Here is a 21,225-nt window from a genome sequence, read left to right as displayed (position 1 = left end):
CACATTTAGTTGCGGGAGAGAATAGTCAACAACGGTGATTTAGTGAACAAATACGTATCAGTTTTGCAGCATGGCCCCTGATTTTTAGCTGATGATCTGACTAAGACAAGGCAGCTTTTACCGCATCCTGCGCATGGATCAACGTGGTATCGAACAGCGGTACGCTGGCATCTTCCGGCTTCACCAGCAAGGTGATTTCCGTGCAGCCGAGAATAATGGCTTCCGCCCCGTCAGCAACCAACTGCGCGATAATCTCGCGATATTGCGCACGTGACTCCTCGCGAATAATGCCCAGACACAGTTCCTGATAAATGATGTCGTGCACCACTTGACGCTGCGCTGCCGCGGGCACCAGCACCTCAATACCGTACGCCTGTTGCAGCCGCCCTTTGTAGAAATCCTGTTCCATGGTGAAGCCTGTCGCCAACAGGCCGACACGTTTTACCCCCGACTGGCGGATGCGCGCAGCCGTGGCATCGGCAATATGCAGCAGCGGAATGTTTACCGCCGCCGTGATTTGCGCGGCAACTTTATGCATGGTGTTGGTACAGAGCACGATAAAATCGGCACCACCGCGTTCAAGGCTGAGCGCCGCAGCCGCCAAAATCTCACCGGCTTTTTGCCACTCACCGGCTACCTGTAATTGCTCGATTTCTTGAAAATCAACGCTGTACATCAGGCTGCGAGCTGAATGCAAGCCACCCAGCTGTTGCTTAACCTGTTCATTGATGATGCGATAATAGAGCGCCGTCGATTCCCAGCTCATCCCGCCAATCAGGCCGATCAGTTTCATTCTGTGTCCTTTATCCTTTCCGGCCAGCGTGCCGTCGGAAACAACGATAACCGAATATTGAACAAATGGAATAGCGGGATAAATAACGCATGTTCTTGCACGGCTCCGGCCTCCAGACCAAGTAGTAAGCGGTTCAGCTCCATCAGCAAGGCTGGCTGCGGCTGAGTCTGCAATGATTTCAGGCGCTGCTTGAGGAACTGGCTTAACTCATGAAACATCGCTCCACTATCGATGTGATGCGTTGCCAGCAGCGCCTGATGGCGCACATAAAAGTCATAGCAATTCGCTCCCAACCACGCCTCGGCAATCAGGTTGCCACCGGACACCAGATCCGGCACCGGATCGACCCGTTTACGAGGCAGGATCACGTTGACCTTATCCAGGGTCCGCGCCACAAACTGCTGCCGCATCGACATCGTCACGCCATCCAGTCGCATCGCCGTGATAAATTGCAGCAGCTCACGAATCCCTTTGCGCACCGCGCGTTTCGCCGTCCACGAGGGGCGTTTGTTACGAATTAACGCGGTGATCACCACACCAAACACAATCCCCACCATCGTCGACAGCACCGCGTTCACTATAAGAAGTAAATCAGGTTTGAAGTGGTGACTCATACCGATAAAACCGGGTATCTGGGTTGCGACGATCAGACCAATCAGGTTGGTTGAGGGATTGGCAATGACCAGCCCCAGCGCCAGTAACCCCGGCGCCAGACAGATCACCAGCGCTTCAAACGTAATCGCTTGTGGAATAAGAAACACGATATACATCAGACTGATCGCCACTGCGATGATCACGCCCTTAAGGAACAGCTTCATCGGGGCAATCGGGCTATCCATCCCGGCAAAGAAGGAACAAAGTACCGCCGCCATCATCGGCGCAGTCGAACCATCCACCCAGCCGCTACCGATCCAAAACAGGCAGGTGGCGAAAGTGGCGATAAAGGCAGTGAAGGACGAGAGCAGCAACAAACCTTTATCAATATGGCGGTGGCTACGCACCACGGTTTTTCCCGGTTTCACCGTTGGTGTCCACTCACTAACACGTTCACTTACGCTGTGGTAGGCATTGGCAATACGCACGAAATTCAGTAAGCGCTCCAACAACCCCAGCAACAAGATACTTTCTTCGCTGTTTAGCCTGCCCTCCTGCCACGCCAGCTTGAGTTGATCCTGTGCTGCTACCAGATTGTCATGCACCGGCTGCTCTTCCGCACCGTTTAGCCAGACCAGGAATTGCTGAAACGCCTGTGCAACGTACTCAGGGAACAGGATTTGTTGCTGTGCCAGTAGGTTAAGCCGCGATTCAATCGCCGTCAGCGTTGGGATCAGATATGAAAGATGTTGATATTGCACACTCACCAGACGTACCAGGCGGCGTGCCGCATCGCCTTCATAGACACAGTGGGTGATCAGCGTTTCGACATTCAATGGATAGTTAGCCATCTGAATCAGAATGCCTTCGCGTTCAAGCGCCTTGTCGTTCGGCGTCGACGTCACCAGCTCACTACACAGCTTGCGCGCATTCTGATACCACTGACTGACGCTTTGCTCCAGCAGATGGCGCATCGACACCGGCATGATCAGACGATGTACCAGGCTGCTGCACACAATCGCCACGGTGATCTCCTCAATACGCGAGATTACGGTGTAAGTAATAGAAGCCGGTGACGTTACATCGGGGAAACCCATAATCGCGGCGCTGTAGCCCGCCAGCATGAACACATAGCTTTTGGGCGTCCGGTCGTGCAACGAGAGATAGAGACACACCGCCACCCACAGCGAGATACACAGGCTGAACAGCATCGGGTCCTGTACCGTCATCGGGTAGATTAACAGCGTGAACAATCCGCCCAGTACCGTTCCCATAAAGCGGAAGATGGATTTTGACACCGTCGAAGCGGAATAGAGCTGCGAGGCGACATAGACAGTGGTCAACGACCAGGCCGGTTTATCGAGATTGAGTTCCAGAGCAATATAAAAAGCCAGAAAGGCGGCAAGACACGTTTTGGCAGAAAACAACACTGCACTTTGAGAAAGCCACTTCATAAAGCAAAAAAGACCTTGAGCATGCAGGAATTGGCTTATCCTGGCAGAAGCCTCTGCGGAAGGCATTTTGATTTGTTATACAAATTATTACCGTGCTAATTATATGGGCCTCTATGGAAATTAAGGGGGAAATTTTCACCCGCTGGCTGATTACAGTGAATGCAGCGCAATTAAATAATAAAGTTATAAGCGATCGAAAATTGTTATTTATTGGTTATATATGCGCTTTGCTATGGTGGTAAAAAAACCACGAGAGAACAATGATGAAACGTAAAACGCACCTCTTAAGCACGCTGGCGTTAAGCCTTGGACTGCTCTCCGCATACAGCTTCGCTGCCAACCCGGAAACCGTCAACATCGGTTATCAGAAAGCCAATATCTTCGCGTTGCTGAAATATCGTGGCACGTTGGATGAGACGTTGAAGAAGGAAGGTATTAACGTCCGTTGGGTTGAGTTTCCCGCCGGGCCACAAATGCTGGAAGGATTGAATGTCGGCAGTATCGATCTGGCAGCAACCGGAGATGCCCCACCCGCCTTTGCTCAGGCCGCCAAAGCCGACCTGATCTATCTGGGCCATTCGCCCGCAAACCCCAAAACCGAAGCCATCGTGGTGCCAAAAGATTCCCCGATTAAGAGCGTTGCCGATCTCAAAGGTAAGCGCGTGGGTCTGAATAAGGGATCGGATGTCAATTATCTGCTGGTTAAGGCGCTGGAAGACGCCGGACTGAACTACAAAGACATCACCCCAGTGTATTTGCCCCCTGCTGATGCCCGCGCGGCTTTCCAGAAGGGAGCGATTGATGCCTGGGTGATCTGGGATCCGTTCCTGGCCGAAGTGGAAGCGCACACCGGTGCGCGTCAGGTCCGCAATGCGGAAGGTCTGGTGCCTCATTACACTTTCTATCTCGCCAGCCGTCGTTTTGCCGAGGAACATCCGCAAACCGCGAAACAGGTGGTGGATGAGTTAAGTAAATTGAGTGACTGGGCTAACCAGCATAAGGATGAGGCCGCTGCCATTCTGTCAAAATCGACCGGACTGGATAAAGCCATCTGGCAAACTACGCTGGCACGTCTGCCCTATGGTGCGCAGCGCATGACGCCACAGGTGTTTGCAGAACAGCAGGCGCTGGCGGATACCTTTACCCGTGTCGGTTTGCTGCCGGTGAAGGTGGACGTGCGCAGCGCAACCTGGTCACTGGATAAGAAATAAAGACATACATCGTAGCGGCGTGATTTATCGCGCAATTCCGTGCGCGCTGGCGTTAAATCACGCCGTTACAACTCGAAGGGGCGCTTTTCGCCCCCCTATTCATTCTCCGCTGCCGATCTGCCAGATACCGGTTGGCGGCGTGCCATTCACCTTCCAGTTCCCGATATCACGCGCTTTATAGATCACCGGGTTATGCGATGCCACAGTGCGTGCGTTACGCCAGTGACGATCCAGTGCTTTGCTTAAGCGGGTATCAGAAGCACCTAAGGCATTAAACAACTCGGTCGCGGCACGCGGCACCAGTTCGCTGGCGACCACTTGCGCCTGCCCGGCTTCCGCTTCTGCAAGGTCGTTTACCTGTTTGATATAAGCCTCATCACTGCTGAGATGAGCCTCATACGCTGATTGCAGTGAATGTGCGGTGCGGATCACTGTCGCTTCCACCGCAAAAGCCAGGCTGGTCACTTCACCCACCACCTGCAAAACCTGCACATCCTGGCGTGATGCACTGCCGTTGCTGTGACTGTAGATGCGTTGACGTGCCGCCACACCCAGTGCCGCATCACGTGCAGCTGCACGCGCAATCCCCGCCAGCGTCGCCAGCAGCACATGCTGGTAGAACGCCGTTTGGTAACGGAAGCGCTCAGCAAAGTCGAAAACATGTTCTTGTTCGACGTAGGCGTTATCAAAGCGCGTGGTGCCGCTACCGGTCAGACGTTGACCAAAACCATCCCAGTCATCTTCACGACTGACGCCTGGCTGGTGAGTGTTGACCAGCGCAATCACATCACCCTGATTGTCATTGCGGCGTGCGTAGACATCAATCCAGTCGGCAAACAGAGTGCCGGTACTGTAGAACTTTTCGCCATTCAGCGTCCAACCTTTATCACCCGGTGTGACACGAGTGATCACCTCCCCCAGTTTGACCGTACCTATTTCCGTCCAGCCACTCCCGACCAACTCGCCATCAATAAAACGCCGGAACCAATTATCCCGTGCCGGGCTATCCGGCTGATTCAGACGGTCTTCGACAAAGGCAAAATGCGCACGCAGCGCCTGTGGCAGATTCGAATCTGCTTCGGCCAGCTCCGTTAACAGCTGGAACAACTGCGGCAACGAGGCCCCCCAACCGCCTTTTTCGGGTGGAATACGCACCGTGCCAAAGCCTGCTTCTTTCAGCCAGGCCAGAGGTTCATGCGGCAACGTGCGATGACGTTCGCGGTCGGCGGCACCAGCGGCGATACGTTCAAATACCGGACGGAAATGTGCAGCCAGCCGCGCGTAATCAGTTCCTGTTGCTAATAAGGTCATGGTTCACTCCTGATGGGAAAGATCGTCGATATCGTGGCGGGTTGGCTCATGGCGTACCGCCAGCAGGAAGAAAATCGGGATAATGGCGCTGAGCGACACCACCCAGAACATATTGGTGCCGAGTGCAGCCTGGAGGATCGGCAGAATAAACAGCGCCAGAGCGCTACCGATACCCGACAGGGCACGACTAAAACCGACGCCGGTGGCGCGAATTGAGGTGGGATAAGACAGCGCCGGATAAACCATCAACTGCGCACCGGGGCCAAAACCCTCGGCAAACAGCCACAGACCCAGCATCAACACTGCAAACACGATGCCCGCCACCGCTTCGGGGTGACCAATCAATGCCAACGCAATCAGTGCGACAAACTGCAAGGCAAATCCGGCAATCGCCACATGACGCGATGGATATTTCCACGCCAGGCGCATCCCCAACAGGCCACCGGTAAAGGCGAACAATGCGTTCAGGCCCAGCGAGGCAGAAATGGTTTCAAACACGCCCGCACCAAGGAACTGCGCCAGAATTGATGGCAGAAAGAAGGCGATGGCGGTGTATTCAAACGAGATACAAATATTCATCACCCCGGCGACAATGGTGCGTTCACGCCACGGTTGCTGGAACAGTACGCGGAAACTAACTTTGGGTGCGGCTGAGGCGGGTGGCGCTTCGGGTTCTGCTTCATGGGCATGGATACCGTAGGAATCACGCAGGATGCGCACCGCCGATTTCAGATCCCCCTGATTAGCCGCCCACAATGGGGATTCATTCATAAACTTGCTGCGCACCGCGATAATCAGCAACGCAGGCACCGCACCAAACAACAGCGAAGCCCGCCACAGCCAATCGAGATGCTCTTTCGGCAGCAGAAAGTAGAGGCCAAAGATCAGCAGGAAGCAGAGCGTCGATGCGGCGTACCACATCGGACACCAGGCGGCGAGACGTGCCGCTTTGTTACCTTTCCCGGCAAATTTAGAGAATTCGGCCAGGTAAGACATCGCCACCGGCAGATCAATCCCCACGCCGATCCCCATCAGAAAACGAGCGCCAATCAGCACCCAGACGTTGGGAGCCAGCCCGGCAGCAATCGCCGACACCACGAAAAACAACATATCCGCCATAAATACCGAGTAGCGGCCGTATTTGTCGGTGAGCCAGCCGCCGATCAGGTTGCCAACGATGGTGCCAACCATAATCGATGAAGTGACCAGCCCGGTGATAAACGGTGAGATCTGAAATTCGCGTACCACATCATCAATGCCGTACGAGAGCGTGGTGAGATCGTAGGCGTCGAGAAAGACGCCACCGAGCGCCAGAAACACAATCATGCGCGCGTAATTATTTTTATCACTGCGGGTGTTGATCAGGCGCGCAACGTCGCTGACCGAACGGACCGGTTCGGAAACCGGCAGGGTGTTTTCTAAAGGGAGTGTGCTCATACCGCCTCACGCTGTTATTTGTTATGCAGGTGAGGTTGTTATATGCGCTAATCGCTCAGGACCAAAGCAACAAATAGTGATATTTATTTGTTTTAAATCAATAAGATAATTAAATAAAAACACAAAAAACCAGGCGCGCATAACGTGCCTGGGGAAACCCGTAATCAGGGGGAAATCAGTCGGCGGAAACGGGCACCAATACGCCTTTTACCAGCGGATCATCTGTGGTCTTCAGCCATTGTTGCAGGCGCGGATCGGCAAAAGCTTTTTTCAGCTTTTCGATATTTTCCTGTGACAGGTATGGCGTACCGATCACCAGTTGTGATGCGAAGGTACGTGGCGCAGGCGGGAACAGAATGCCTTTATCACGCGGCACTTTGCCGGCATCAAATTGCGACACGTAGCCAATCGCGGCATCCACCGAGTTCAACGCACGCGGCATCGTCAGCAAATCCAGCTCCTTAAACACAAAGCCATGTGGGTTAACGCTGATGTTTTTCAGTTTTGCCGTACGCGGTTCAACATGCGGATCAAGGGTGATGAGTCCCTGTCGCGCCAGCAGCCACAGCGCCTGGCCCTGGTTTGCACCATCGTCCGGCACCACAATGGTGGCGCCCTGCGGCAGCGCATCAATTGAACTGTAGCGGTCGGAGTAGACACCAAATGCCCACTGGAACAGCGGCAACGTTGGCGTCAGTGCAAAATTATTCGCGTCCACCACTTGTTTCAGCCACCACTGATGTTGATACACCGTCGCCGCATATTGTCCTTCAGCTACCGCGCGATCAGCCTGTACCGGGTCTTGCACGCCCACGGCTTCCAGTTTCAGACCGTAATCTGCTGCGATATGGTCGTTCACATACTCAATCAGCTTCTGCTCACCCGCCATCGCCGGTTCATAGTGAATTTTTAAGGTGGTGCCAAACACCACCGCCTGCGGTTGCTGACTACGCCAGAGCCAGGCCGTTGCAGCGACAGCAACGACCACTATAATCAGTAGCAGCCACGGCCAGCGGCGGGTTTTGCGTAACTCAAATTCTTGTGTTGTCATAGCGATGTCCCCTGAGGATGACGTAAAGCGGTAACCAAACGATCACCGAGAAACTGAATGGTTTGAATCAAGGCGACCAGCACCACGATAGTGGCGATCATGATGTGATTGTCGAAACGCTGATAGCCGTACACCACGGCCAGATAGCCAATGCCACCTGCGCCGATGGTGCCAGCAATCGCCGAGTATTCGATCATGGAAATCAGGTTGAGGGTGATGGCCGCGACGATGGCTGGCAGGGCTTCGCTCAGTTGCGCCTGGCGGATGATTTGCCAACGCGAGCCGCCGCAAACCAGGCCCACTGCAGTGACCTCAGCCGGTAACTCACGCAGGGCGTTATCCACCAGGCGTCCGAAAAATGGGATACCTGCGGCGATCATTGGCACCACCGCAGCCGGAATGCCAATAGTGGTGCCGGTCAGCCAGAAGGTGAACGGGATAATCGCGGCCATTAACACCAGGAACGGCAGCGAACGCCCCATGTTCACAATCCAGCTCAACACCCGGTTTACACCCCGATGAGGAAACAATCCGCGCGCGGAGGTATTAAACAACACCACACCCACGACCCCACCGCAGGTCACGACAAACAACATCACAATGCCGACCATCAGCACCGTTTCACCCACAGCGGGCAGCATCAGCGCGGGTATTTCATTCCACGGTGTATCCTGGCTCATAACGGAGACGCTCATACCGCCTCCTTCAGCAGCGGAACTCCGGCAACAACGCTGGCACTCAACCCCAGTTGCTCCAGCTGTTTCAGCAACTGCGACAAAGGCACGCGTTCGCGCTGGAAGTGAACGCCAACCTGCAAGCGTCCCAGTTGCAGGCCATTCACCTGCTCGACATGCGCACCCAGCAGATCAATGCGCAGGGCAAATTGCTGGCTAAGCCGCGATAACCAGTCGCTGGCAACCGGCACATCGGTGCGATAACTCAGTTGGAGTACCAGTTCTGACGAGGCGGCTTGTGGGGCCAGCGGCAGAAGCTGTTGCGCCAACCGGGAATCCGGTTGTGCCAGCAACTGCCTCACCACGCCGTAGTGCACAATCTGCCCATCGCGAATTTCTGCCACAGCATCCGCCGCACGGCGTACCGCATCCATTTCATGGGTGATTAACACAATCGCCAACCGATACTCGTCACGTAACTTACGCAGCAGGTCGAGGATGGTGATGGTCGCTTCGGGGTCGAGTCCGGATGTCGCTTCATCGGCCAGCAAGACCGATGGACGCAATGCCAATGCACGGGCAATACCAATGCGCTGACGCTGCCCACCAGAAAGCTGTGCTGGAAACGCGGTGGCTTTATGGCTCAGCCCCACGTGTTCCAGCAACTCCCCTACCCGCGCGTTGATATCGCGCTCAACCACTCCAAGATAACGCAACGGCAACGCGATATTTTCCCAGGCGGATTTACGCTGTAACAATGCCGAGGATTGAAATACGGTGCCGATGGCACGTCGTTCGCGACGTAATACGTCACCACTCAGCCGGGAAAGGTCATGCCCATTGACGCGGATGCTACCCGCACTCGGTCGTTCCAGCAGGCTGATGCATTTTGCCAGCGTAGACTTCCCTGCCCCACTCGGCCCCACCACCGCCGTGATGTTGCCGGGCTGTACCTCAAGGTTGATTGACTTCAGCACCTCGGTTACGCGGCCATCAGACGCACGGTAGTGCTTACTCAACGCTTCTATCTCGATCATATAACCTCCTGCGGCACCGACTGCACGCGATAACCCGCGCCAGGATGGGGTGCCTGCAACTGAGGCCCGGCATGGAATAATTTCTCGCGCAGCGTGCCGCTGGCGTACTCTTTCTTAAATACGCCACGCTTCTGCAATTCCGGGATCAACAGCTCGACCACATCTTCGAAGGTTTCATGTGTCAGCGCGTAGGCGAGATTAAAACCATCGACATCGGTTTCCTCGACCCAGCTCTGCAACTCATCCGCTACCGTTGCGGCACTCCCGACCAGCAACGGACCGAAACCGCCGATCCCCACCCAATCGGCGAGCGCAGCGACGGTCCATTGGCGGTCAGGGTCAGCGGTAGAGAAGGTTTCCACTGCCGACTGGATGGCGTTGGTATGTAAATACTTCAGCACCTGATCCGGCTGATACTGGCCGAAATCGATGCCGGTCCAGCCCGACACCAACGCCAGCGCGCCTTCATAGCTCACCCAGCTTTTGTACTCCTGCCACTTCGCCTGGGCCGCTTTGTCTGTTTCCCCGACGATGACCGTCTGTAGGTTGAAGATCAGGATGCTGCGCGGATCGCGGCCCGCTTCTGCTGCACGGCGGCGAATGTCCGCCACGGTTTTCTTCAGCAGCACTTTGGACGGTGCCGCAACAAACACGCACTCGGCATGCTCGGCAGCAAACTGTTTACCTCGGCTGGATGCCCCCGCCTGATACAATACCGGCGTGCGTTGCGGTGATGGCTCGCACAGATGAATCCCCGGCACATTGAAGAAGGTGCCCTGATGGTTGATGGGATGGATTTTGCTCGGGTCGCTGAAGATACAACGTTCACGATCGCGCAGCACTGCATCGGCTTCCCAGCTGCCTTCCAGCAGTTTGTACACCACCTGCAAATACTCATCGGCGTAGTCGTAACGACTGTCGTGGTCGGTTTGCGCCTTGTGGCCGATATTGCGCGCACCGCTCTCCAGATACGAGGTGACAATGTTCCAGCCGATACGCCCTTTGGTCAGGTGATCGAGCGTGGAGAGACGCCGGGCAAACGGATAAGGATGCTCAAACGACAGTGAGGCGGTGAGTCCAAACCCCAGATGTTCGGTCACTAACGCCATCGGCGTGATCAACGACAGCGGATCGTTCACTGGCACCTGTGTCGCCTGACGAATGGCAGCATCTCCGTTACCGTTGAGTACATCGTAGATGCCCAATACATCGGCGATAAATAACCCATCGAATTTACCGCGCTCCAGCAGGCGTGCCAGATCAACCCAATATTCCAGGTCCTTATACTGCCAGGAGCGGTCACGCGGATGCGCCCACAAACCCGGTGACTGGTGTCCGACACAGTTCATATCAAAAGCATTCAGGCGAATTTCACGTTGCGATGGCATAGCAATCTCCATAGCGAGGCCGTGATCGTTGTGCGACCCGGCGTTCGTCAGTTAATTTTGGGGGAATGTTGAGAAATTAGGGCGCTAAAGGGGGACATCGCTCAGCATGTTGGATATGCAGCGATATGAGAATTTGTCGAGCCACATCAGCGGCATGATCAGCGACCTGTGGCAACCCCATCAGTTCGCCAAAACGCGCCCTGGCGGCTGGGCCAACCACAAACAATTTTTGGTTTGGCTGACCGGATCGCGTCAGCGTGTGGGACTGGTGATCGACGTCAATACCAAAACCTAACGCATCGGCGCGGATGATGCCCTGCTGACTGAGGGATAGCAGCAACGGTTGGCTGGCCGTCAACGCCCCATGGCCTGGACCGGTGGTAACGATCAGATGGTCGAGCTGATGGTTTTCTGCCGCGCCTTTGCGGGTATGCAGCCCAATGTCGAGCTGGTTGCCACGCGATGCAATTTTCGTAAGACGGGCAGCCAGCACGCGCAAACTACCCGTTTGCTGACGTCGGGTGATCTCCGCCGCTACCTGTGGCGCAATGCGGTAACGATGTACATCCCACCAGGAACGCAAATGCCGGACAAAACGTTGTTGTTCACTCAGTGGTAACGACTGCCAGATAGTTTGCCCCTGCGCGCGCACTTCATCCAACACCCGCTGCCACGGTAGTTGTTGTTCTGCGGCACGCGCTACTTCCGCACGGATGTGATGTAGCCACAGACGCGTGCTGGGTTGTTGTTGTGGGGCCAGAGACCATTCTGGCCAGTCACCGCTCAGGTTGGCGCGTGACAGCTGACCGCGCCGGGAGAATGCTAATAACGGGCCACGATGTTGTCGTATACCCAGCGAGGCTACCACATCGGCCATACTCAGGCCGGTGCCAATAATCGCCACCGAGGCATGGCTGTCAATGCTGTCCAACACACCAGGCTGCCATGGGTTAGCAATCAGGGCCGGGTGTTCCGCGAAGGGCACAAGCGCACGCGGCAGTGACGGCGGTGGATGGCTGATCGCCAGTGCCAACACATCGCCTTGCAACGTTTCCCCGTTGCTCAGGAGCAACTGCTGCCCTTCCCAGGCAATGGCGCTGGCCTGGAGATGACGTAATGTCACCTGCGGGTGCTGTTGCGCGGCCTGCACAAACTGTTCGGCGAGGTAACGCCCAAACATGCCACGCTGTGGATACACCGTGCCATCTGCGCAGTGCGCTACTGAATCCAGTGAACATTCTGGTTGCTGCCGATACCAGCGTTCAAACGCGCCCTGCTCGTCCCCGCTAAGTTGCATACGAGACGCAGGGACATTGATACGATGCGCAGGCTCCTGAGTAGAATAGGCGACGCCAGCGCCCAGGGTATGCCGCGGTTCCACCACCGTGACGCGCAATGGCGCTGTCGCATTACGGGCAAGATGAATCGCCAGCGCTGTGCCGCTGAATCCTCCCCCCACAATCATCACATGCGGTATCTGCATCGCCTGGTCCTCACTGCATTTCTTCAGCATTAGCTGGCGCTCGCCTGTTTGCCTGGCCGCTTATCGCCACCGATGGTTTCGCCAAACGGTCCGGTGTTGACGCTGCGGGCGCGCTGTTGCTGCCCATGTGCCAGCGGCAGCAATGGTAAGAGTAACTCTGCCACACGATGCGCCTCTTCCAGATGCGGATATCCGGAAAGGATGAAGTTGGTCACGCCCAGCGCCTGATATTCGCGGATACGTGCCGCCACCTGCTCCGGACTACCTACCAACGCAGTCCCTGCCCCACCGCGTACCAGCCCTACTCCTGCCCACAGATTTGGTGCAATGTAGAGGTTGTCGCGCGAGCCGTTGTGTAACGCGCTCATCCGCGCCTGGCCAGCTGAGTCCATACGGGCAAAAATTTTCTGCGCCTGCGCGATCGTCTCTTCATCAAGATGAGCAATCAGTTTATCTGCGGCCACTCTGGCCTCTTCTTCTGTTTCCCGCACGATGACATGTAAACGAATACCGTACTCCAGCTTGCGCCCGCGCGCCTCAGCCTGTGCACGGACCACCGCCAGCTTCTCCGCAACCTGCGCGGGAGGTTCACCCCAGGTGAGATAGGTATCGATTTGCTCGGCCGCAACGTCAATCGCCGCATCAGATGAACCACCAAAATATAGCGGCGGTCCATTTTCCTGTACCGGCGGGAACAACACTTCGGCACCTTCAACGTGAATATGCTGCCCCTTATAGTCAACCTTTTCACCGCGTAGCAGACGACTGTAGACATCCAGAAACTCTTTCGTCACTTCATAACGTTCACTGTGACTGAGGAAAATACCGTCCCCTTTGTTTTCTACCGGGTCTCCTCCGGTCACCACATTAATCAGCAGCCGACCATCGGAGAGTCGGTCCAGCGTGCTGGCCATACGTGCCGCCAGCGTGGGTGGCTGCAAACCAGGGCGTACTGCGACCAAAAAGCGTAACCGCCGTGTTAACGGGGCCAGTGCTGAAGCCACCAGCCATGAATCTTCGCAACTTTTACCGATCGGAATTAGTACGCCATAAAACCCAAGATTATCCGCAGCCAGCGCGACTTGCTGTAAGTAACCTAAATCCACCGGTCGCCCGCCCTCGGTAGTGCCAAGGTAGCGCCCGTCGCCGTGTGTAGGAAGAAACCAGAAGACATTGATGTTCTCATTAACGAAATCGGTCATTATGCAATTCCTATATAACTTTATTAAAAAATGATCATTTAACTTCATTTATTTAGTTATATAGCCATTAGCGAAATACGTGCCAGCTTCTGGTTTTGGTTAAACTCCTATTTATCAATAGATTGATATGTTCAACCGCTTTCTTACCTGTTGTATTCGCAACTTTGCCTCAACAGCATTTGCTGCATTTGCAACTTCTTATGCTTTTTTCCTGATGTCCATAGTTAATCTGCTTGTATAGCGTGAGCATATGCTTGCAACAAGGATACTCACCATGCTGACACCCTATGCTGACTTTACTACTGATTCACCTCGTTTGGTCGATCCCGCTTCTCGTGCTTTCCAGGCTTTGTTGGACAAGTTTGCCCCCACCGATGCCACCGTGCTGATAGCCGGTGAGACCGGCACCGGTAAAGAAGTCGTCGCACGATATTTGCATCATCATAGCGCCCGTCGCCATGGGCCTTTCCTGGCGGTTAACTGCGGTGCGTTAACCGAGAGCCTTGCCGAAGCTGAATTGTTTGGGCATGAGAAAGGGGCGTTTACCGGTGCAACACAAGCGCATCCGGGGTGGTTCGAATCAGCCCAGGGTGGTACGTTGCTGCTTGATGAAATTGGCGAGCTAAGCCTGTCATTGCAGGTCAAGCTTTTGCGCGTATTGCAGGAACGCGAAATCACCCGTGTCGGTTCACGTAAACCGATAAAAATTGATGTTCGTGTGATTGCCGCTACCCACGTCGATCTGGCCCAGGCAATCCGGGAACGACGTTTCCGGGAAGATTTGTTCTACCGCCTCAACATCGCCGTTGTCCCCTTGCCCCCTTTGCGGCAACGACGTGAAGATATCCCGGTACTGGCACAACATTTCCTCGCCCTTTATTCCCGCCGTCTCGGTCGTCCGGCACGTCGTTTATCCCCGGATGCGCTCGAAGCTCTCATGGAGTACAACTGGCCCGGTAATATTCGTGAGCTTGAAAACACGCTGCATAATGCGGTGCTGCTCAGTCGGGACGAGACATTATCACCAGCACAACTACGCCTTGCTGGTTACAGTGAACATCAGTTCACCGATACGCAGAGTTCAACGCTGGATAGTTTTCTACGCCAATCCTTAACAACCGAACCCCACCAGTTGTTTGATCGCGTCGTGCAAAGCCTGATTAAGAATGCGCTTGAGCTGTCCGACAACAATCAAACCCAGGCGGCAGCGTTATTAGGCATTAGCCGTCACACCTTACGTACCCATCTGGCGAATCAAGGGGTGATTAAAGGACGTCGCAAAACAGCATCCATGACACCGACCCTCATCGCTCCTCCTCAACCAGGTGAACGTGAACTACGTATCGGATATCAAAAGTTTGGCAATCTTGGTGTATTAAAAGCTCGGCAGAGCCTGGAACAATGCTTTGCGCAGCACGGGGTGAGTGTGCTCTGGAGTGAGTTTCCTGCCGGTCCTCAACTGCTCTATGCATTGCAAAATAACGAAATCGATTTTGGCACTACGGGTGAAGTGCCACCTATTTTTTCCCAGGCCAGTGGCAATGCTGTGACCTATATTGCCTGGGAACCACCTGCCCCCAGTAGCGTGGGTATTGTTGTACCATTCGATAGCAACATCAAGACGTTGAGTGACCTGCGCGGAAAACGAATTTCCGTCAATAAAGGCTCCAACGTGCACTGGTTGTTGTTACAGTTGCTGGATGAGGCAGGTATTGGCCTTGAAGAAGTAAAAGTGGTTTATGCGCCGCCCAAATATCCATTGACGGTCAGCGATTATATCTCCGTTGATGCATGGATGATGTGGGACCCGATACTTAGCGCTGCGGAGAATAATCCGACACTGCGGGTTCTTGCCAATGGTGAAGGGCGTGTCAGTAACCATCAATTCTATCTGGCTCGCCGCGACTACGTACAACTACATGATGATATCCTGCGTCAGTTAGTGGAAGCGTTGCAGCAGACCGGGCAATTTATCGATAACCGTGGGCAACAGGCAGCGAAACTTTTGGCTCTGGAATTGGGTCTGGAAACTGACGCGGTAGAGCGTGCGTTATCACGTCGCAGCCATCAAACTCGCTCAATGACATTTGAAGTCATTAAACAACAACAGGCCATCGCTGACCGTTTTTATGCGCTGGGTTTAATCAACAAACCCGTTCGCGTCAGAGAGGCCGCATGGCGATTTTCTTCAGAATTGCGGTTGCTGGCCTAACTCATCTGGCGAAGTGAGGGGGCAGGGTGCTGAAGAAAGTTATCCACCTTTTCTGTGGATAAATCATTGAATATCATCTGGCTAACAAAGAAAGAACGTGACAAGGGTTGATGATTGAGAGTTGCACCACTGGCGATTTCACCCTGAAATTAATTTCAAAAAATGATGATTTTCATATAGATAACAATGAAATCGACATGGCGAAATTTAGTAATTTCATCTTTGCTATCATATTCAAAATTCAAAATCGCCGTTTGGACTCATCCCACGGCTACCGGTCAATCCTGCACCAGACCCGCTGGATATTTTGTCTGCCGAGTATGATGCTGGGCCTGAAATCGTGGCGATTTCAGCCTGAAATTTGCGGCATCACTGTCGGTTTTTCATGAGGTTAGCGATGAAAAACAGCTGGCGAGGCGCAAAAAAAAACCGCCCGAAGGCGGCGTAGCTTACTGATTGAGGTATTTGTTGAGGGTTTCGTTTATCACCCGGTCCAACTCATCCTGCAACTCTTTTGACTGGCGATTAAACTCATAGCTGAACATACGACCGCGCGTCTTTTTACGGGCAAAACGGTCTTTGTCGGCAAAGTTCCAGAGCGCGGTAGCAATCACTTTATCTTTTGCCGGTGACTGTATCAGCGTCTGACTACCGTTACGCACCAGGCGCAGAATACCGTTCTTCACTTCATCTTCAGCCAGACCATCACGTGCACAAACGGTATCAACATCCATACCAATCGCATCGATCAGGGCCTCAACCGTCTGCCCGGTCTCCTGTAGCTTCTCATAAGCCTGCAACAGGGATTTATAATCGGGATAAGTCAGCTCTGAATGGTTGGGGAACAGGGTAATTAAATCAGCGGGTACACTGGCAGCCTGCAATGCACGCGTTACCTTGGCTTGTGAAAGCCCCTCACTCTGCGCAATTTCTTTTTGTGACAGGCCGCTGTCCTTCAGTGCCATCAGGCGCATACCGACTTCGCGTAGATTATGTTCACGCGCAGTCTGAATATCCTGTGCCAGGCGACGGGCTTCCTCGGCGCTAATCGCAGCGTCGGTTACCAGCACGTCGAGGCCGGTTTTGCAGTGCAATGCCGCTGCCCGGCGACGTGATCCATCAAGAATCTCGATGCGGTCGTCACGTTGAACGCCAATTGCCGGGAAGAATTGCTGAAGTTTGATAGTGCGGATAATATCGCGCAGCGATTCAGGTGTGAGGCCCGACTGGTCGCGGCCATTGGTTTCCATCACCACATAGGTTTTGTCTTCAATTTCTTTCGCTGCTATGCGTTCAAGGGTGAACTGGGCGCGTTTCCCTGTCGACAGGATAAAGGTTTGGGCATGGCCTTCTGATGTTTCTTCTGTTTGCAGCGGTGTCTGGCTGAACGTTCTGCCAATCGTAATGCGTTTTGCGCTCATAGTAACCTCAGTTCAGGCGAATAAATTCAATACGGTCAAATACGGCCTTGGCGAAGTCTTCCGCCGCCGAACGCGCATTCTTTAAGGCTTCACTGCTGCCTACATAGGTAGAAGGATTGGCCGAGATTACAGTGTCAAATGACTCTCCACAACGCTCAAAACCGTCCAGCCTCGGTAATGCTGCATCCAGCATATCGCCGCCAAAAATCTCTTTCGCGAGACTGTGACACAGCTTATGGTCAGCTTTGTTGGAAAGCTTCGACATAAAACCAATGTTGCCTTGCAAACGGCAACTGGCACCAGAATCTTCAATGATGCCAATCAGCTCCGGCAGACGCGTCAAATACTTCAGCGTAGAGTGAAAATCGACCTGTGCGGGTGGTACGGGTGTCATCAGTAAATCGGACGCAGCAATAGCATTTTTCAGGAAAGCATCAAGATGCGGACCGCTGTCAATAAAGATGAAGTCATAATCTTTCTTCAGCTTAACGATGACATTCTCATACAACACCGAATGAACATTGTGCTGCGGTAGATGCTCGGCGCAAAGTTCGTCCCAGCGTGAAGCAATGAATGCATCATCAATAGAAGCGGGCAGCACATCCACACCAGGAATGATGGAAGGCACAATAAACTCGCTCAACAGTTCCTCACGGCCGACATTCTGTAACATCGCCTGTGCCGCCGTTGCTTCGACCAGGCCAACAGAACGTTCATGATTAAGGAACATGGTCGCTGAGGATTGCGGGTCAAGGTCGATAACCAGAATACGCAAATCTTCAAACAGCAAATGCGGATGCGCTCGTAACGCATGAGCCAGAGATACGGTTGAGACGGTTTTCGATACGCCACCTTTCAGATTGCCCACAAACAGCGTGAAAGCATCGCTGTGTCGGTCACGGTACTTAGGAACACCGCGGTGATGGTAGATATCGATGATGTTCTGAATCGACATGGCATATTTTGTTGAGCTGCCAGCCGCACGTTTGTCAAAAGGATAGCCGTTTTCTTCCATCTCATTAACGGCGTAATCAACACTGGCACGTGTAAGCTTTGGCAGTTTTGCCAGAGCGGCTTTCGCGTAAACCTGATAGAAGGTGTTTTCCTGCAATTCTTCTTTTTGTGCCTGGATCTGTTCCGTCAGACTCATCAGCATTCTCTCAGAACGCTGAGCAACCTTCAGAACCTGCTTTTCATCGTTAGCCATAGTTGCTCCACATATGTAGGATTTATGACTTTATACCGAAATCCTGCACATCAGGCAAATATATCTCATCTAATCAGAAAGAATTGAAATTAGCGAAACACCTTAAGGGAAAGGGGTTCAAAGGAATGTTCACTGTAATCAGTGCCGTAAAATTAGCCACACCTGGGATGTTGTGTAAATAACGCACTGATCACTTTCCGAGCGAACTCGCAAACATTCACTGTAATCAGAGAAAAAGAGAGAAGGCTTAAGGACGTTGCAAGCACGGATTTTGTGAAATCACAGACCCAGACCAGACCTCAACATTCACTGTAGTCAGTTAAATTTGCTGATTGCTCTCGCAAAGATTCACTGCAATCAGCATAACATTCACTGTAATCAGTGAGCCGGATAGAAAGATTCACTATAGTCAGCATTCAACGCAGAACAAAGCCGCTCACTGGCGACAACAGGGGAGAGTAGTTGTCTCGGACATTCACTGTAATCAGTAAAAGTAACCGCTGATTTGCGTTACACAAGGAAATGTTCACTGTAATCAGTGAATCGAGGCTATGGAAATCCGGGATGTTCACTGTAGTCAGTAGGGTTATGTGACTACCAATGAGAACGTTCACTGTAATCAGCATATCTTGTACCGGCATCATCCAATGTTCACTGTAATCAGTAGAACGCCTGATCGCGAATCCCATAAAACATTCACTGTAGTCAGTGAACCGATATTGGATGCTAATAACCGGCCACCCATCCACATTCACAGCGACAACTAACATCACGGACAGGAGGATAAAACATTCACTGTAATCAGTACGGCGAAGCACGGATTTGATGGGTGAAAAAGGCATCAACTGGTGCATTGGAAAAACAAACATTCACTGTAATCAGTAAACGAGGCAGGGAAGGGGTATCGCCAATGTTCACTGTAATCAGTACCCGATCCCGAATCAGTAAAACACAACGTTCACTGTATTCAGTACGTGCGAGTCGGCCACCTCTCATTACGTTCACTGTAATCAGAATGGAAGCATGCATGACCAAGGGAAGGGTAGATCATTCACTGTAATCAGTAAGAGGTAGCCAACGACAATCACTCAAAGGTTCACTGTAATCAGTAGAACACCCGCCCCCATGTTTCGGATGTCATTAACTGAGGCTTGTAAATGACGGATGTCAGTAACATGTTCACTGTAATCAGTGACAACGTGACGTGAGATTTCATACCAAAGATCCGGATTGGAATCCTTATTTTAGCGTCCACTGTAGTCAGTAAATGGGATAACAATTCACTGTAATCAGCAAATGTGACCAACCCTGTCACTTTTTGCCCATGCTGGAAGCCCCGATTACTGATTACAGTGAATCTTTTTTAGCATTCCATATAAATCATTTAAAATCAGAATGATATATAAAAACATTCACTATAATCTGCAACCGAAGCAGACCGCATACATTCACTATAAAGAGTGATAATCGATGATATGAATACGTTCACTGTAATCAGTAAAAGCATCCTGATAGAGATGCCTTCGCTCTAAAATATAACAATGTGAGCACTCACTATCATCTATAGACTGATAAATGGTGATTTTCAGGAAAGGATGATTACGGGAAATCGATGAAACAAAGCAAAATCACTGATTACAGTGAACGTTACTGATTTCAGTGAATGACCGGATGGAGTACTAATTACAGTGAATGCTTAAGGAGACGCGCAGTGTCACTTTTGTCCTAAAAGTGACACTGCAACACGAGAATGGCAGACTACAGTGAACGTTAAAATTCAGTCTTCAAAATCCAAATCTTCGAGAGAGTCGATACTCTCAAGATTGCTGATTCCATCCAGTTTTGGCGTACGACTGTGGATAATAAAAAACACGGAACGTCCGCGCTTTACTTCTGAATAGTCGAGATAACCAATCTCTTTCAGTTGCTCCATAGCGCGACGCACCACATGGTTTTGCGTTGTGGTTTTAGAACCGAGATTTAAACGCATACGCAGGCGCGCCAGCGAAATAGGTGCCGGGTTGGTTGGCAGACTCTCCAGATAGGTATACAGCGCCTGGGCTGATTCCTTCCGCTTAAGCCGTGAGATGGCTCGCAACTGCAACAGAACCTTGTGATCGAAGTTATACAGCTCAAACAACTTCGGGTCCGCCTGAATACGCACCACGTCCTTCTCACGATCGTAATAGGCCGATTGCACCAGGTGAGTATGATAAGCCTTACCATTACCTTCGAAGGAGAGGGTATTGGTGGCGATACGCCGTAATGAGGCATCGAGACGCTTACGCAGAGCCGCAGAGGAGTTCGCCGAGGGGATGCCACACATTTTGACGAAATCGATAAACGGTAATGTCACCGTATCGCCTTTCGACGGATAGCGTGAGAATGACTGGATAATCCCGGCCCAGGTTTTGAAATCGTTATCCATATCCAGCCTGGCACCAGTGATGGTAATCTTTTCATAGCCCTCGGATTTCACCAGCGAGAGGTTCTTCAGCTCTTTGGTCGCATCTGTGGAGGCCATAGCGCCAGATTTACCACGTGCAGTTGACTTCAATGTCGGAACAAACAGTCCAAGGCGCATTAACGCCACCGGTTGTACGGTGTTATTTTTATTAGGGTGGAGCTGAATAACTTCACCGCTGTTTTTTGTCACCGACAGAAAAGGTTCAAGTAACGCCTTGTTTTCACTCTCTTTATCTGCCATAGCCTGAGATCTTCATTCTGTGGATGAAAAGGATCGGTTTCTG

General features: G+C 52.6%; 16 protein-coding genes. 3 read left to right on the top strand and 13 right to left on the bottom strand.

What is annotated here, in order from left to right; translation table 11 throughout:
* Nucleotides 1–100: 100 nt before the first annotated feature.
* A complete protein-coding gene (locus AC6I8W_RS20615; RefSeq protein WP_497838525.1) occupies nt 101–793 on the bottom strand; it encodes an aspartate/glutamate racemase family protein in 693 nt (230 codons plus the stop codon).
* The gene (locus AC6I8W_RS20610; RefSeq protein WP_497838524.1) at nt 790–2,841 is read right to left on the bottom strand and encodes an FUSC family protein; all 2,052 of its coding nucleotides are present in this window, start codon (nt 2,839–2,841) and stop codon (nt 790–792) included. Before AC6I8W_RS20610 ends, AC6I8W_RS20615 begins: the two co-directional genes overlap by 4 nt.
* Before the next feature lie 263 nt (nt 2,842–3,104).
* Between AC6I8W_RS20610 and AC6I8W_RS20605 the strand changes: the two genes are divergently transcribed.
* Nucleotides 3,105–4,052, top strand: coding sequence for a sulfonate ABC transporter substrate-binding protein (locus tag AC6I8W_RS20605; protein ID WP_497838777.1), 948 nt, complete (start codon nt 3,105–3,107; stop codon nt 4,050–4,052).
* Between the two features lie 99 nt (nt 4,053–4,151).
* On the opposite strand, the gene AC6I8W_RS20600 is transcribed toward AC6I8W_RS20605, so the two are convergent.
* From AC6I8W_RS20600 to ssuD, 8 genes are all read right to left on the bottom strand, one after another.
* A complete protein-coding gene (locus AC6I8W_RS20600) occupies nt 4,152–5,363 on the bottom strand; it encodes an acyl-CoA dehydrogenase family protein (protein ID WP_497838523.1) in 1,212 nt (403 codons plus the stop codon).
* Nucleotides 5,364–5,366: 3 nt separating this feature from the next.
* Nucleotides 5,367–6,800 (bottom strand): MFS transporter, encoded by a 1,434-nt coding sequence (locus AC6I8W_RS20595; protein WP_497838522.1) that lies wholly within the window; start codon nt 6,798–6,800, stop codon nt 5,367–5,369.
* A 175-nt stretch (nt 6,801–6,975) separates the two neighbouring features.
* On the bottom strand, nt 6,976–7,851 hold the full coding sequence (locus AC6I8W_RS20590; protein WP_497838521.1) for a MetQ/NlpA family ABC transporter substrate-binding protein: 876 nt from the start codon (nt 7,849–7,851) through the stop codon (nt 6,976–6,978).
* Entirely contained in the window at nt 7,848–8,546 is a 699-nt protein-coding gene (locus tag AC6I8W_RS20585; protein ID WP_497838520.1) for a methionine ABC transporter permease, read from the bottom strand. The genes AC6I8W_RS20590 and AC6I8W_RS20585 overlap by 4 nt, the downstream gene beginning before the upstream one ends.
* On the bottom strand, nt 8,543–9,562 hold the full coding sequence (locus AC6I8W_RS20580) for a methionine ABC transporter ATP-binding protein (RefSeq protein ID WP_497838519.1): 1,020 nt from the start codon (nt 9,560–9,562) through the stop codon (nt 8,543–8,545). The genes AC6I8W_RS20585 and AC6I8W_RS20580 overlap by 4 nt, the downstream gene beginning before the upstream one ends.
* Nucleotides 9,559–10,950 (bottom strand): LLM class flavin-dependent oxidoreductase, encoded by a 1,392-nt coding sequence (locus tag AC6I8W_RS20575; protein ID WP_497838518.1) that lies wholly within the window; start codon nt 10,948–10,950, stop codon nt 9,559–9,561. Before AC6I8W_RS20575 ends, AC6I8W_RS20580 begins: the two co-directional genes overlap by 4 nt.
* A 76-nt stretch (nt 10,951–11,026) precedes the next feature.
* On the bottom strand, nt 11,027–12,433 hold the full coding sequence (locus AC6I8W_RS20570) for an FAD/NAD(P)-binding protein (protein WP_497838517.1): 1,407 nt from the start codon (nt 12,431–12,433) through the stop codon (nt 11,027–11,029).
* 29 nt (nt 12,434–12,462) lie between these two features.
* Nucleotides 12,463–13,635, bottom strand: a complete 1,173-nt coding sequence (ssuD, locus tag AC6I8W_RS20565) for an FMNH2-dependent alkanesulfonate monooxygenase (RefSeq protein ID WP_497838516.1) — start codon at nt 13,633–13,635, stop codon at nt 12,463–12,465.
* Nucleotides 13,636–13,909: 274 nt separating this feature from the next.
* Between ssuD and AC6I8W_RS20560 the strand changes: the two genes are divergently transcribed.
* Both AC6I8W_RS20560 and AC6I8W_RS20555 read left to right on the top strand, forming a co-directional pair.
* Complete coding sequence (locus tag AC6I8W_RS20560; protein WP_497838515.1) at nt 13,910–15,847, top strand: aliphatic sulfonate ABC transporter substrate-binding protein; 1,938 nt, start codon at nt 13,910–13,912, stop codon at nt 15,845–15,847.
* A gap of 110 nt (nt 15,848–15,957) precedes the next feature.
* The gene (locus tag AC6I8W_RS20555; protein ID WP_497838514.1) at nt 15,958–16,236 is read left to right on the top strand and encodes a hypothetical protein; all 279 of its coding nucleotides are present in this window, start codon (nt 15,958–15,960) and stop codon (nt 16,234–16,236) included.
* 60 nt (nt 16,237–16,296) lie between these two features.
* Here AC6I8W_RS20555 and AC6I8W_RS20550 read toward each other — a convergent pair whose 3' ends face one another.
* The 3 genes from AC6I8W_RS20550 to AC6I8W_RS20540 form a co-directional block, all read right to left on the bottom strand.
* Complete coding sequence (locus AC6I8W_RS20550; protein ID WP_497838513.1) at nt 16,297–17,268, bottom strand: ParB family protein; 972 nt, start codon at nt 17,266–17,268, stop codon at nt 16,297–16,299.
* A 7-nt stretch (nt 17,269–17,275) separates the two neighbouring features.
* Nucleotides 17,276–18,475 carry an AAA family ATPase gene (locus AC6I8W_RS20545; RefSeq protein WP_497838512.1) on the bottom strand — a complete coding sequence of 400 codons (1,200 nt, stop codon included), beginning with the start codon at nt 18,473–18,475 and terminating at the stop codon, nt 17,276–17,278.
* 1,777 nt (nt 18,476–20,252) lie between these two features.
* Nucleotides 20,253–21,182, bottom strand: a complete 930-nt coding sequence (locus AC6I8W_RS20540; protein ID WP_497838511.1) for a RepB family plasmid replication initiator protein — start codon at nt 21,180–21,182, stop codon at nt 20,253–20,255.
* Nucleotides 21,183–21,225: the final 43 nt, after the last annotated feature.

The organism is Pantoea sp. X-Soil-TKNS-1211 (genome assembly GCF_059730495.1).
Note: the sequence above shows the minus strand (reverse complement) of the source record. Positions and strands in the feature narration are given on the sequence as shown.

Coding starts and splice junctions, on each gene's coding strand:
- AC6I8W_RS20585 (WP_497838520.1), bottom strand. CDS start 8,546: ATGAGCGTCTCCGTTATGAGCCAGGATACACCGTGGAATGAAATACCC.
- AC6I8W_RS20595 (WP_497838522.1), bottom strand. CDS start 6,800: ATGAGCACACTCCCTTTAGAAAACACCCTGCCGGTTTCCGAACCGGTC.
- AC6I8W_RS20555 (WP_497838514.1), top strand. CDS start 15,958: ATGATTGAGAGTTGCACCACTGGCGATTTCACCCTGAAATTAATTTCA.
- AC6I8W_RS20545 (WP_497838512.1), bottom strand. CDS start 18,475: ATGGCTAACGATGAAAAGCAGGTTCTGAAGGTTGCTCAGCGTTCTGAG.
- AC6I8W_RS20605 (WP_497838777.1), top strand. CDS start 3,105: ATGAAACGTAAAACGCACCTCTTAAGCACGCTGGCGTTAAGCCTTGGA.
- AC6I8W_RS20575 (WP_497838518.1), bottom strand. CDS start 10,950: ATGCCATCGCAACGTGAAATTCGCCTGAATGCTTTTGATATGAACTGT.
- ssuD (WP_497838516.1), bottom strand. CDS start 13,635: ATGACCGATTTCGTTAATGAGAACATCAATGTCTTCTGGTTTCTTCCT.
- AC6I8W_RS20540 (WP_497838511.1), bottom strand. CDS start 21,182: ATGGCAGATAAAGAGAGTGAAAACAAGGCGTTACTTGAACCTTTTCTG.
- AC6I8W_RS20560 (WP_497838515.1), top strand. CDS start 13,910: ATGCTGACACCCTATGCTGACTTTACTACTGATTCACCTCGTTTGGTC.
- AC6I8W_RS20600 (WP_497838523.1), bottom strand. CDS start 5,363: ATGACCTTATTAGCAACAGGAACTGATTACGCGCGGCTGGCTGCACAT.
- AC6I8W_RS20570 (WP_497838517.1), bottom strand. CDS start 12,433: ATGCAGATACCGCATGTGATGATTGTGGGGGGAGGATTCAGCGGCACA.
- AC6I8W_RS20550 (WP_497838513.1), bottom strand. CDS start 17,268: ATGAGCGCAAAACGCATTACGATTGGCAGAACGTTCAGCCAGACACCG.
- AC6I8W_RS20580 (WP_497838519.1), bottom strand. CDS start 9,562: ATGATCGAGATAGAAGCGTTGAGTAAGCACTACCGTGCGTCTGATGGC.
- AC6I8W_RS20590 (WP_497838521.1), bottom strand. CDS start 7,851: ATGACAACACAAGAATTTGAGTTACGCAAAACCCGCCGCTGGCCGTGG.
- AC6I8W_RS20615 (WP_497838525.1), bottom strand. CDS start 793: ATGAAACTGATCGGCCTGATTGGCGGGATGAGCTGGGAATCGACGGCG.
- AC6I8W_RS20610 (WP_497838524.1), bottom strand. CDS start 2,841: ATGAAGTGGCTTTCTCAAAGTGCAGTGTTGTTTTCTGCCAAAACGTGT.